Below are 11408 nucleotides of genomic sequence, written 5' to 3'. Positions count from 1 at the left end.
CCGTTCCCGTGGGCGCGGGGGCGCCGGTCCGTCGCCCACCCCGGGTCCGGGGAGCGCGCGCGAAGAGTCCGCATGACGCACCTTCACCGAGAAGGATCGCGGTCCACCCATCTGAGACAAGAGTTCCCGACAGCCAGCGCTAGCAGACGCCTCAGCGACGCGCCGACCTCGCCCGCGCTGGATGGCTCCGCGTTCGGTGTTGCCGAGTCAGAGGCAAACCTGTTGCGTCTCGGGCAACACGGCCGCCAGGCGTTCTCGGTCGGCGTTGGTGAAGCCGAGCTTCTGCCAGAACGGCCCCGATCGTCGAGAGAACAGCCAGGCGCACGATGCCCCGGCCTGTGCCGCTTGTTCGAGTGCGAACATGGCGAGGCGCGAGCCGGCACCGGCCGCACGACGGTCGGGTGCCACGGCGACGCTCCGGATCAGCGCGTCGGTGCCGTCCCGGCTCAGCTCGAAGCCGGTGCTACCGATTACTGTCCCCGCTTCTCCTGTTCGATCCAGAGGTGAACGGTCGGCTCGTCGAGACCGGCAAGGGTCAGGTCGGCGTCGCGCAGGAAAGCACGAATGGGTTCGACGTCATGCTCGGTCATGGTGTGGAACGTCACACGTTCATCGTTCCAGCGGCGTCCGGTGGCCGATCGGCTATCGGGACGGTCACGATGAGCTGTAGGTGCGTCAGTTGATTGCTCGCCGCACCGCATCTGCATCCTTCATCCGTGTCCGCTTCACTGCGGTGGCGGTCTGCTTCCTGACTCTTGTACGTCAGAGACAATGCGGTGTGATCTCTGGATTGACTCTCCCCGCCACCATCCCCTCCCGCGACCGTGAGCTGCTGCTCCGACGGGCCACAGCCGCGGACCTGCATCCGATCATCCGGCTCCTGTCGGACGATCCGATCAGCGCCGGGCGTGGCGACGTGGGGAGCACCGCGGACGAGGCGGCCTATGCGGAAGCCTTGCAACGCATCATCGGCGACCCGAGCAATGATGTGCTCGTCCTGGAAGACGAGCTCGCAGCCGTCATCGGCACGCTGCAGCTGACGGTCATCCCCGGAATGGCTCGACGAGGCAGTGCCCGGCTGCTGGTCGAGGCAGTCCGCGTCGCCGGCACAGAGCGGTCTTCGGGCGTCGGAACGAGTCTGATGCGATGGGTTGTCGCGCAGGCCGCGATCGAACTCAGGACTCCGCTGGTGCAGCTGACCTCCGACGCTGCGCGTACCGATGCGCACCGCTTCTACCGTCGTCTCGGTTTCATCGACTCGCACGTGGGCTTCAAGTTCACCGTGTCATTACCCGACGCGCCTGCCCGGTAGCCGATCGGCTACTAATACCCCTTCGTCTGACGGCGGCCAAGCTCCTCGAGGTCGTCGTCGAGTCGAGCGAGGACTGACGCGGGGGCCTCGGGGGACCAGAGACCACGAAGCCACCGCGCCGCCTGTAAGAGGTCGCTACGTTCAGTGTCTTGCTGCATCACGAGAGTGTGTATGTGCTCGGCTGCAAGTTCAAACGCGCCAGGGTCGGGAGGGACGTCCGAGGCGATCGAGAGTTGAATCGACCGACCTCCAACTCCCAGAATCGGGTGAAGCGCCGGGGGTGCAGCCAGCCTGTGAGCTGCATGCTGACGCGCGCGACGGTCTTGGTTCCGCTGGAAGATTTGCGCCGCGAGCCAAGACATGGCACTACTGTGCCCCGTCCCCCTGCGTCTGATAGCCGACGCGGCAGCGACAGTCTGGCTAGCATCATGCTATGTGGACGCTTGTTCAGCCTGAGTCGCCGACCAACGGGCGTTACAGCACAGCGCTGGCGCTGCTGATCTGCTCTGCGGCGGGCTTCGCGATCCTTTGGGCGATCATGTGGCTCCCCGTGCTCCTAACCGGCAGCGAGGGCACCCTCTTCCTCTACCCGATTGTCTTCTTACTGGCCGTAGGACCGTGGGGCGGAACCTGGACCGCCCTCGCGCTAGCGGCACGGTCCCGAAAGGAAGCAGGGGCTAAGCGCAGCGAGGCAGTCATGGCCGCGAGTGCGGTCCTGCTTGCCCTGGGACCCGTGTTGCTCTGGTTCGGGCCAGTAGTCGCTTGAGGGTTTGTCTCGCTAGCCGATGGTCCTCCGGACACCGTTCCGCCGAATAGGGGCAGCAGCGACGCCGCTCGTCTACTGGTGTCGTTGACGTTCGCGTCGGCGGTGCAAGGCGACGACCACCAGCGTCGCGATCGCTGTCGTTGCTGCCACGACGCACACCTGCGTCAGTACCGGCCATGGGATCAAGTAGGGCGCCACCAGAAACGCGGCGCTCGATGCGCCCGCCACGACCAGAGTCAGGATCACGACGGCCGCAACGGCGCCGACCGTGCCGAGTGGACGTCGACGCAGGAACCAATCCGGTAGACCCGCCAACGCTCCAGCAGCGAGCCCGAACACGAATGTGGCCGCCGCCGCTCCCACGAGCACCGGAACCATGATCGGGATGAACGACAAACCACTGGTCGAACGCTCGACAACGGCACCGACGACAACGCCCGCGATCGGGACGGCGACAACAGCTGCGGCCCCCGCCCACGCCGTCGTCAACGGCAAGACAGACAGCAACGTCCGACGCCCGGGCGTCCCGCCGGACTCAGTCACCGTCATAGAACCGAAATTGTCAGAGACGCGAGACATCCGTTCAGCCTAGGCCGCGCCCAAACCAGAGGAACAGCCCACCATGCCGTCTCGATAGCCGATCGGCTACCGGACGCGAGAGGCGTCAGCGAGACCGCTTCGTCCTGGTGAGCGCGATCCCGGCGAAGATTGCACCGATTACGGCGAGGGCCGCGCTGAAGATGACCCACGGGCTGAAGAAGCTGTCGCCGTCAAGAATTCGGGACGTGATCGTGAGCACTTGGGACAGGACGACCAAGGATCCGACGAGAATCATGGTGCCACGCGACCACGTTCGCTTCTTCTCGGGTTCTTTGCTCACGACCCCATCTTGCACCGTGCAGAAAGGCAGCCGTAACGCCCGATGGGGCTTGTCATCTGATACGCCGATGTGACGTCGAGAGCACAGCTGACGAGCACTGAGAAGAGCAGCCGGAAATTTCCAACCCCTTCGACTCAATCGCGATCTCGAGCTCGGCCGATCAGCGCATCAACCCACAAGCCCGCGCCGCCAATCAGAAGAACGACGGCGAGGACCCACGTCGGGAAGCCGTGTGTCGTGATCGCGGTCCGCGCTGGCGTCAGTAGGCACGCCAGGCCCAGCACAAGGGAGGCGGTAGCAATGCTCGCCCGACGCCAGAACGATGACTTGCTCATGAATCGAAGGTAGCGAGCAGCAGACGGCGAGGCTTGATCTCAGCTGTCCGGTAGTTGATCGGCTATCGGGACTCTGTGGAGGGGGAGGGCATGTCCCCGTCCTCGTACGACCCGACCATCGCCTCGAACTGCGGGCAATCCGCGTCCTTTTCGGTGCCCTGAACTCGACACTCCCCAATGCGACGCCGTCGGCTGACGCGCCGCACCCCAGTGCTGCTCGCCTCCACACCCCGACCAGCTGACCCGCCATCACGGTCAGCTGGAAGCCTCAGATCCACGAGGAGGTCAGAGAGCCCGCCTTTGTCGAACCGAGCCGGTCACGGATCCTTACGTTCAGCTGAGGTGCACTTCAGACGTCCGCCTGGGGTCACGTGCTGGCCGTCTGGCCAGAGCGCCTCCCTCCTCGGCTGGATGCGCGGGCCCTCGCGTAGCTGTCAAGCTCCGACCGGCGCACTGCCCACTGGACGATGAGGGGATCGAACATGCAGGTGAGGACACACGCACTCTTGGCCACCGTTGCTGCTGGAGCACTGGTTCTGGCAGGCGCTGGAGTGGCGCACGCCGACGGCACCTCGGACGCGGACGCAGTTGCTCAGGACATCGCGCGCGTTGCTCCTGAATTGGATGTGCAGGACGGTGGTTCGTCGGTGACGACGCTCCCAGAAGACACCGCCGGTGCGATCGAGCTCGCAACTGCGGACGGCACATTGCGCTTCGGCCTGCCGGGGGCTGCACGGAACGCGGTCGGGCAAGCTGCGGCGGACGGTACGGTCGTCTACGCCAACGCCGCGACGTCGACTGACGTGGCAGCACAGGCGCTCAGCGATGGAGTGCGCGTCCAGGCAGTCCTGCAGGACAACGCCGCGCCGTCGCGCTTCACGTACGCACTGCCGGACTCGGTCGTCCCAGTTCTGAACGAGGACGGTTCAGTCGTGCTCTTCGACAGCCCGGAGACGGACGACACCGTGCCGCCCGTCGCAGGCATCATCGACGCTCCCTGGGCAAAGGACGCGGCTGGTGTCACTGTCCCGACCCACTACGAGGTGGACAGCGGACGCCTCGTCCAGGTGGTCGAACACAGGAATGCAGGAACCACGTACCCAGTGGTCGCAGATCCGAAGATCACTGCGGGTATCACCGGCACTCCTTACGGGCCCGGCGCGTACATCAACCTGACCGGAGCGGAGATGAAGGCGATCGCTACGGCAGTGGCAGCCGTTACGGGACTCAGCGCTGCCGCCATCTGCGGGGGCGCGACCAAACTCCCGGCGGGACCCGCGAAAGCGGCCGCGATCCTCTGCACCGCCGTTGGAGGAGTGACGGTGAAGCAGGTCTTCACGAGCATCGCGAAGATCTACTCGAACAAGAAGTACGCGGGCAACTCCTGCTACCAGACGAAGATCGGCGGCGAGTCTCGACCCTTCGTGAAGACCGCTCGAAGCAACTGCAGTTGAGGTGCAATGAACTTGCTGAAATACATTCCGATTCCCATCGTCGTCCTCGGCTTGATCGGCTTCCTCACCGACATAGGCTGGTGGTTGCTCGCCATCATCGGAGCCGCCTCAGCACTCGCCCTCATCGCTGGAGATGCCGTGATCGCCCGACGGAAGCGGCAGAGGCCAGGACCGCGGTGAGGCGACGACCGCCCCAGCAGCCTTCGATGCTGGGGCGGTCGTCGCTCGTCGAGGTGTCGACCCACGCGGGAGTCGCGATCTGGATCCCGCGCTCAGGGCGGAGACCAAAGTGAAGCATCGGTTCTCATCGCCGAGCGTCCGGTAACCGCTGAGCTTCCGGACGTCGTCGTCGAAGGCGCCACTACCGCGCGGACTCCTGGGCGATCAGCCGTCCCAGCTCTTCTGGACGACTCCACATCGGCCAGTGCCCGGTCGGGAGATCGACGACGTCGACTCGCTCGAGCTTTGCGATCGGCGCGAACATCGGATGCCCCGCGCGGGCAAGCTCGAGGACCTGCGCGCTCGGGAAGGAACAACACACCAGTGTGGTCGGCACAGGCGTGCTTCCCTGATCGTGCAACACGACCGGATCGCGCAGGACGGAGGCGGGCTGCGACACGGCCTGCATGCGGAACTGCTCGAGGTCCGTGTCGCTCAGACCGTCCATGCTGGCCTGGTCGGAGAGTTGGTCGAAGGGCGGCAGCGGCAGCTCGACGACATCCTCCGGGAGATCGGGCTCGGACAGGGTCTCGCTACCTGTGCCATCCTGCTGGTGTGCGCTACCGGCTGATGAATGAGTACAGCCTCGACTGGCCGCTGTGGCACGACGACGGTCCTTGCGACGCTGGCACGCCGTCCTTCACGCCCCGACTTGAGCGCGAGATTCTCGAATGGGCTCGCGACTTCAACGAGAACTACGGCATCGAAACTGGCTGGCCGACTGAGGAGGCTGCGCGCTCCCACGAACGCCAAGGACGTCGTCTGCTGCTGCTTGTCGAACGAGAGCTGCCGGAGGGAGACGACGTGGTGCTCGGCTACTGGGAGACCAATAAGCGCAAGGGGTTGTAGACCCTAGAGCCGTCCGGACACCTATCGGCTGTCGGACACGGATCTCAGGTCGATTCCGCTCCGGCGCTGGTTCTGCGGACTCCTGCGCGGCGCACAACGAAAGAGCCGATCGTTGCCGGGACTGCGAGGAGCACGGAACTCAAGGAAGCGCCGGAAGCGATGACAAGGGACCGCTCGGCGCGCTCGGGGTCCTCCCCGGGGAGGTTGCCGATGAGGGCGAGCAAGTAGATCGGCAGCGCAAGCGCGAGGAGCCAGAAGAATCCGGCGACGAGCGCCAGCACGAGTGCCAGGTTTGGCTTGCGCGTGTCCGGTTCTCCGCGTTGTCGTCGCACAGCTCATCAAACCAGTCGGCGATGAAAACTACGGCTCGCATCTCGACAGCCGATCGGTCAGCAAGAACGCGTCTCGGCATCGGCTGACGGCCAGACGGCCGCCGTTTCATCAGCCGATCGCTACGCAGTGTCCTTTCGGGGCAGGATCAGGAGTACTGCCGGGAGGGCGGCGGCGCAGATGATCGCCACACCGGTGATGTCGGAGCTCAAGCTCTGACCGGTCAAGATGTCGATCGGCTCGCCGATACAACCGATGGCAACGATGAGTCCGAGGGGGATGAGCGCTGGAAGCCCCCTCGCGCCGCGCCATGCTCGGACGCTGCCCGTCATCAGCAGAGCAGCGCCGGCAATACACGCAACGATGAAGTACACGACCCCGCGAGACGCAGCGAGGCTGTGGAGGTGGCCGACGTTTCCTCGATGGAGGGCCTGATCCGTGGCGAGCACGATTGCCAGCGCGACGAGCGAGAAGCCGTACGCGGCGGCGAGCACCGCTGCGATCCGTACCGCCGGAGTCAAGCGAAGCGGTGCATTGCCATGCCCGGTACTCATGGGCTGAAGGTAACAGCGGTCTGACGGCCTGACGGTCGTCTGAGTCAACGAGAAGCATCCGCTCGCGCCGCTCCGAACGCCGGATCGAGATGCTGCGTCGCGCAGGGGGCGCTGCCCGGGGGGCGTGCTGGCTCGACTCCCGCCTGGTCGGCTCGCGAACGTGTGAGCACCGTCGCACCGAAGGGCGCTCGGGGACCCGACGTCTGCGGACCGGTCCGCCCTGCCGGATGATGGGTCCGTGAACCGCACCGACCGCCTCTACGGCATCGTGGAGGAGCTCCGGGCCGCCGCACCCCGGCCGCGGAGCGCACGGCGTCTCGCGGAGCGGTTCGAGGTGTCCGTGCGGACCGTCGAGCGGGACCTGGCGGCGCTGCAGCAGTCGGGTCTGCCGATCTGGGCCGAGCCCGGCCGCACCGGCGGGTACGTCATCGACGCCTCGGCGACGCTCGGCCCCGCCGGCTTCACGCCGGACGAGGCCCTCGCGGTGCTGATCGGCCTCGGCGCCCTCGGCAACAGCCCGTTCCGGCAGGCTGCCCGGACCGCGGCACGCAAGGTGCTCGCGGTCATGCCGGACCGCGACGCGGCTCGCGCTGGTGCCGCTGCGTCCCGGGTGCACTTCCTGGAGGCCGACGAGGACCCCGTCACGCCGGTCGCCTTCGCGGAGGCGCTGGGTGCGGACCGGGTGGTGCGCCTGCGGTACCGGGCTGCGGACGGCGCGGTCTCGATCCGGGACGTCGAACCGCTGGGATCGATCGAGAAGGACGGGCAGTGGTACCTGGTCGCGTGGTGCCGACTGCGTGACGGCGTCCGTGCGTTCCGCGCCGACCGGATGGTGGCGATCGAGGTCACCGACGAACGACCACCGAGGCGCGTGCTCCGGACCGAGGACCTGGGCATCGCGTACGGGCGACTGCGCCCGGTCGTCGACTGACCGCAGCCGCGACCGCACGACGGGATCCCGCGGACACGGACGGGATCCCGCGAACACCGACAGGACGGTGTCGCGACCCCCGGTGAGGCTGGGCGCCGACCACGTCAGCACCAGCACCACCGGAGGACCCCTTGTCGTTCGCATCCATCCGCATCGTCACCGACGACCTCGACGGTCTCGTCGCCTTCTACGAGCGGGTCACCGGCCAGCGCGCCGAACGCCCCGCACCCGTCTTCGCGCAGTTCACCGGCCCCGGCGCGGCCCTCGCGATCGCCGGTACCGCCACCGTCGCGATGCTCGGCGGGGCCCTGACGCCCGCCACGAACCGGTCGGTGATCATCGAGTTCGCGGTCGCCGACGTCGACGGCGCCTTCGCGGAGCTCCGGCTCGGACCGGAGGACGTCGTCCTCGAGCCGACCACGATGCCCTGGGGCAACCGCTCCGCGCTGGTCCGTGACCCCGACGGCAACGTCGTCAACCTGTTCAGCAGGCCGGCGCCCGACCGCGCCCGGTGACCACGAGGTCGGGCCGCGCCCCTCCCGGCGGACCGGCTACAGCGCCGGTCCGAGCAGTGCCCGTGCGGCTGCCGCTGCCGCCCGGGCCCACGGTCGGGACGGGTCGGCCTGCGCACTGGCCATGGCGCCGTCGTAGAGCAGGCAGAGCTGGAGCGCGGTGCCGTCGACGTCCGAGGAGCCGGCTTCTGCCAGGAGGCCGCTGAACAGTCCGCGCACCCAGTCGCGGTGCTCGAGCGTCACCTCGTGCGTGGGGTGTCCGGCGCCGTACTCGGCCTCGACGTTGATGAACGGGCACCCGCGGTAACCGGGCTCGTCGAACCACTCGCCGAGCAGCGCGAACACGGCGACGATCCGCTCCTGCGGTGTCGCCCCGCGCTGCGGGAGCTCGGTCGCGACGTGGTCCTGCCAGGCGGTGCTCCGGCCGCGCAGGTAGCCGAGCACGAGGTCGTCCTTCGTGCGGAAGTGCGTGTAGAGGCTCGCCTTCGAGATGTCCGCTGCTGCCGCGACCTGGTCGACCCCGACGGCGTGGATGCCCTGCTCGTAGAACAGGCGGTCGGCGGTCGCGACGGCGCGTTCGTACGCGGGACGGCGGCGTGTCTTGGTGGGCTCGGCCATGGTTTGACTTTACTGCACCGATCTGTACAGTTACCAGCACCACAAACCAAACAGATCTGTTCAGTTAGGACTGTCCCATGAGCACCACCGCCCTCATCACCGGTTCCACCAGCGGCATCGGCCGCGCGACCGCCGAGCTCCTCGCCTCGCGCGGCGTGCACGTCGTCGTGTCCGGCCGCAGCGCCGAGCGCGGCGAGGAGGTCGTCCGCGGCATCCGCGCGGCCGGCGGTACCGCAGACTTCGTGCGCGCCGAGCTCGGCGACGCGGAGAGCGCCAGGGCCCTCGCCGCTGCGGCGCTGCGCATCGGTGACGGTCGGGTCGACGTGCTCGTGAACAGCGCGGGCATCTTCCCGTTCGGCCCGACCGCCGACACCACGCCCGAGGGGTTCGACGAGGTCTACGACCTCAACGTCAAGGCGCCGTACTTCCTCGTCGCAGCGCTCGCGCCGGGCATGGCGGAGCGTGGCACGGGCGCGATCGTCAACGTGACCACGATGGTCGCCGAGTTCGGCGCCGCCGGCATGGGCCTGTACGGCTCGACCAAGGCGGCGCTGGTCCTGTTGACGAAGTCGTGGGCGGCCGAGTTCGGTCCCTCCGGCGTCCGCGTGAACGCGGTCAGCCCCGGACCGACCCGTACCGAGGGCACCGCGGCCATGGGTGAGGCACTCGACCAGTTGGCCGCGGCCGGTCCGGCGGGTCGCCCGGGCTCCGCGCAGGAGGTCGCCGAGGCGATCGCGTTCCTCGCGGCCGACGCGGCGTCCTTCGTGCACGGCGCGGTCCTGCCCGTCGACGGCGGCCGCATCGCCGTCTGACCCACCCGTCCACGGACGCGCGACGGCCCCGCTGCGTCCGGGAGGGACGTGGCGGGGCCGCGGGAGGAACCTCCCGTCCGTCAGGTGGGCACCTGACGGACGGGAGGGACCGGGTCAGGAACGGGCGCGTCGACGACGCAGCGTGCGTGCGCCGATCAGGCCGGCACCGGCGACGAGCAGACCGAGTGCCCAGGCGATCGGCGAGGTCTCGTCGGCGCCGGTGTAGGCGAGCCGGCCGTGGCCCTTCGGCGCCGACGCGGTGCCGTGCTGCACCGCAGCGGGTGTCGTGGTGCCGCCCGGGACGGCCGCGACCGGCGTCGGCGTCACCTGCACGTCGAACGCGGTGCTGAAGTCGGACGCGCTGACCGTCAGGCGGTGCACCGAGGCGTGCGGGAAGGTGACCCCGACGAAGCCCGAGTCACCGAGCAGGGAGTCCTGTTCCACGACGTCGGACGCGACGTTCGAGCGGACGTCGATGGTGGTCACGCCGAGGTCGTCCTCCTCGTCCTCGACCGCGTTGCCGAACTCGTCGACCAGGGTGCCGGACAGCAGCAGCGTGCCGCCCTGCGGGACGGTCGGGGTGCCGCCGGGGACCTCGTCGATGAACTCCGACCCGCCGAAGGGCGTCTGCTCCCAGTCGGTGTGCTCGGTGACGACCGACCCGTCGGCCTTGATGATCCAGGACCGGAGCGAGCCGGCCTTCTTCGTCGCCTCGTCGTCGAACCAGCCGACCGGGAAGCCGGCCTTCGCGTAGTCGATGAAGTCGGCGCGGTCGACCGCGGTCGCCTCGAGCCCGACCGGTGCGGCGGCCTGCACGTCGAGCTCGACGGTCTGCGTCACGGTCTCGGTCCCGCTCGTCGCGGTGACGGCGAAGTCCCAGTACGAGGCATCGACGGTCGTCCCGCTGAGCACGCCGGTCGCCGGGTCGAACGAGATCCCCTCGGGCAGCTGGTCGGCCGGGGTCCAGCCGTCCGCGTCCTCGCCGTCCTCGGTGTTGTAGAAGTCGAGGGCGAGCACGGGCTTCGGCGAGCCGATCGCGCGGAAGGTGTACGAGAACGCCTCGCCCGCGGTCGCGGTGAGGGTCAGGTCGCCCTCGGTCGTGATGCCGTCGGTGACCGGCTCGCCGTCCTCGTCGACGAAGACCGGGGCCTGCGTGATCGGGTCGGTCTGGGCCGACTCGGACTCGACGGCGATCCCGCCCTGCGTGTTCGTGACGGCGACCATGACGACCTTGCCGGCGTCGGTGGGCTTCACCACGTAGCTCTGGCCCTGGCTGACGGACGTGCCGTCGACGGTCCACGAGTAGCTGAGGTTCGTCGGGGCGGTGAAGCCCGAGGGCTCGGCAGTGAGCTTCGACCCGACCGCGGCGACGCCGTCGATCGTCACGGTGCCGGCGGCCGCGGGGCGGTCGGCGGTCGTCGAGGAGCCGGTCGGTTCGTCGCCCTCGGACGGGGTCGGCGCGTCGGTGGCGGGTGTCTCGGTGGCGGGGGCGTCGGTCGTGGGAGCAGCCGTCGACGGTGCATCGGCGGCGGGGGCGTCCGAGGTCGGGGTCCCCGTCGCGGGTGCCTCCGTGCTCGGCGCGTCGGTACTCGGGGTGTCGGTGCTCGGGGCGTCGGTCGACGTGGTCCCGCCGTCCGCGACGGCGGTGCTCGTCGTCGGCTCGACGGCGGAGGCCGACGTCGCGGTCATGATGCCGAGGCCGGTCGTGAGGCCGACGAGGGCGATGGTCGTGCCGACGGCGCAGGCGCGTCGGGCGGTGGAGGTGCTACGGCGCACGGGTTCCCCCAGGGGTCAGGTGACAGAACGGGAATCTGTCGGTTCGCGCAGAGTAGGAGG

Annotated in this window: 16 protein-coding genes; 6 read left to right on the top strand and 10 right to left on the bottom strand. The window is 68.5% G+C overall.

Annotated features, from left to right (window positions below; genetic code table 11):
• Nucleotides 1-207: 207 nt before the first annotated feature.
• Together NI26_RS17240 and NI26_RS17305 are read right to left on the bottom strand one after the other, a co-directional pair.
• Nucleotides 208-450, bottom strand: a complete 243-nt coding sequence (locus NI26_RS17240; RefSeq protein ID WP_326998619.1) for a GNAT family N-acetyltransferase — start codon at nt 448-450, stop codon at nt 208-210.
• 20 nt (nt 451-470) lie between these two features.
• Nucleotides 471-605 carry a hypothetical protein gene (locus NI26_RS17305; RefSeq protein ID WP_268746761.1) on the bottom strand — a complete coding sequence of 45 codons (135 nt, stop codon included), beginning with the start codon at nt 603-605 and terminating at the stop codon, nt 471-473.
• 65 nt (nt 606-670) lie between these two features.
• On the opposite strand from NI26_RS17305, the gene NI26_RS15940 reads away from it, so the two are divergent.
• The gene (locus NI26_RS15940) at nt 671-1312 is read left to right on the top strand and encodes a GNAT family N-acetyltransferase (RefSeq protein ID WP_326998615.1); all 642 of its coding nucleotides are present in this window, start codon (nt 671-673) and stop codon (nt 1310-1312) included.
• A gap of 838 nt (nt 1313-2150) precedes the next feature.
• On the opposite strand, the gene NI26_RS15930 is transcribed toward NI26_RS15940, so the two are convergent.
• From NI26_RS15930 to NI26_RS16705, 3 genes are all read right to left on the bottom strand, one after another.
• A complete protein-coding gene (locus NI26_RS15930) occupies nt 2151-2657 on the bottom strand; it encodes a hypothetical protein (RefSeq protein WP_144411406.1) in 507 nt (168 codons plus the stop codon).
• An 85-nt stretch (nt 2658-2742) separates the two neighbouring features.
• Nucleotides 2743-2958, bottom strand: coding sequence for a hypothetical protein (locus NI26_RS16710; RefSeq protein WP_144411405.1), 216 nt, complete (start codon nt 2956-2958; stop codon nt 2743-2745).
• 134 nt (nt 2959-3092) lie between these two features.
• Nucleotides 3093-3293: a hypothetical protein gene (locus NI26_RS16705; protein WP_144411404.1), complete on the bottom strand. Its 201-nt coding sequence runs from the start codon at nt 3291-3293 to the stop codon at nt 3093-3095.
• 467 nt (nt 3294-3760) lie between these two features.
• Here NI26_RS16705 and NI26_RS15925 point away from each other — a divergent pair, with 467 nt between their 5' ends.
• Nucleotides 3761-4747, top strand: a complete 987-nt coding sequence (locus NI26_RS15925) for a hypothetical protein (RefSeq protein WP_144411403.1) — start codon at nt 3761-3763, stop codon at nt 4745-4747.
• 361 nt (nt 4748-5108) lie between these two features.
• Here NI26_RS15925 and NI26_RS15920 read toward each other — a convergent pair whose 3' ends face one another.
• Nucleotides 5109-5414, bottom strand: coding sequence for a hypothetical protein (locus NI26_RS15920; protein ID WP_066657515.1), 306 nt, complete (start codon nt 5412-5414; stop codon nt 5109-5111).
• Nucleotides 5415-5521: 107 nt separating this feature from the next.
• Here NI26_RS15920 and NI26_RS15915 point away from each other — a divergent pair, with 107 nt between their 5' ends.
• Nucleotides 5522-5815, top strand: coding sequence for a hypothetical protein (locus tag NI26_RS15915; RefSeq protein WP_066657510.1), 294 nt, complete (start codon nt 5522-5524; stop codon nt 5813-5815).
• A 44-nt stretch (nt 5816-5859) separates the two neighbouring features.
• Here the strand turns inward: NI26_RS15915 and NI26_RS15910 are convergent, their stop codons facing one another.
• Together NI26_RS15910 and NI26_RS15905 are read right to left on the bottom strand one after the other, a co-directional pair.
• Complete coding sequence (locus NI26_RS15910; protein ID WP_066657508.1) at nt 5860-6096, bottom strand: hypothetical protein; 237 nt, start codon at nt 6094-6096, stop codon at nt 5860-5862.
• 171 nt (nt 6097-6267) lie between these two features.
• Nucleotides 6268-6699, bottom strand: coding sequence for a hypothetical protein (locus NI26_RS15905; protein WP_144411402.1), 432 nt, complete (start codon nt 6697-6699; stop codon nt 6268-6270).
• A 238-nt stretch (nt 6700-6937) separates the two neighbouring features.
• Between NI26_RS15905 and NI26_RS15900 the strand changes: the two genes are divergently transcribed.
• Together NI26_RS15900 and NI26_RS15895 are read left to right on the top strand one after the other, a co-directional pair.
• Nucleotides 6938-7630 (top strand): helix-turn-helix transcriptional regulator, encoded by a 693-nt coding sequence (locus tag NI26_RS15900; protein WP_066657501.1) that lies wholly within the window; start codon nt 6938-6940, stop codon nt 7628-7630.
• Between the two features lie 131 nt (nt 7631-7761).
• Complete coding sequence (locus NI26_RS15895) at nt 7762-8145, top strand: VOC family protein (RefSeq protein ID WP_066657499.1); 384 nt, start codon at nt 7762-7764, stop codon at nt 8143-8145.
• A 36-nt stretch (nt 8146-8181) separates the two neighbouring features.
• On the opposite strand, the gene NI26_RS15890 is transcribed toward NI26_RS15895, so the two are convergent.
• Nucleotides 8182-8760, bottom strand: coding sequence for a TetR/AcrR family transcriptional regulator (locus NI26_RS15890; protein ID WP_066657497.1), 579 nt, complete (start codon nt 8758-8760; stop codon nt 8182-8184).
• A 77-nt stretch (nt 8761-8837) separates the two neighbouring features.
• On the opposite strand from NI26_RS15890, the gene NI26_RS15885 reads away from it, so the two are divergent.
• Nucleotides 8838-9572, top strand: a complete 735-nt coding sequence (locus tag NI26_RS15885; protein WP_144411401.1) for an SDR family NAD(P)-dependent oxidoreductase — start codon at nt 8838-8840, stop codon at nt 9570-9572.
• Between the two features lie 114 nt (nt 9573-9686).
• On the opposite strand, the gene NI26_RS15880 is transcribed toward NI26_RS15885, so the two are convergent.
• Nucleotides 9687-11348 (bottom strand): putative Ig domain-containing protein, encoded by a 1662-nt coding sequence (locus tag NI26_RS15880; protein WP_066657495.1) that lies wholly within the window; start codon nt 11346-11348, stop codon nt 9687-9689.
• Nucleotides 11349-11408 lie beyond the last annotated feature (60 nt).

It is taken from the genome of Curtobacterium sp. MR_MD2014 (genome assembly GCF_000772085.1).
GTDB lineage: Bacteria > Actinomycetota > Actinomycetes > Actinomycetales > Microbacteriaceae > Curtobacterium.
The sequence above is the reverse complement of the archived record's forward strand: the minus strand, read 5'-3'. Positions and strand labels throughout refer to the sequence as shown.

Coding starts and splice junctions, on each gene's coding strand:
- NI26_RS15885 (WP_144411401.1), top strand. CDS start 8,838: ATGAGCACCACCGCCCTCATCACCGGTTCCACCAGCGGCATCGGCCGC.
- NI26_RS15905 (WP_144411402.1), bottom strand. CDS start 6,699: ATGAGTACCGGGCATGGCAATGCACCGCTTCGCTTGACTCCGGCGGTA.
- NI26_RS15930 (WP_144411406.1), bottom strand. CDS start 2,657: ATGTCTCGCGTCTCTGACAATTTCGGTTCTATGACGGTGACTGAGTCC.
- NI26_RS15925 (WP_144411403.1), top strand. CDS start 3,761: ATGAGGGGATCGAACATGCAGGTGAGGACACACGCACTCTTGGCCACC.
- NI26_RS15920 (WP_066657515.1), bottom strand. CDS start 5,414: ATGGACGGTCTGAGCGACACGGACCTCGAGCAGTTCCGCATGCAGGCC.
- NI26_RS16705 (WP_144411404.1), bottom strand. CDS start 3,293: ATGAGCAAGTCATCGTTCTGGCGTCGGGCGAGCATTGCTACCGCCTCC.
- NI26_RS15890 (WP_066657497.1), bottom strand. CDS start 8,760: ATGGCCGAGCCCACCAAGACACGCCGCCGTCCCGCGTACGAACGCGCC.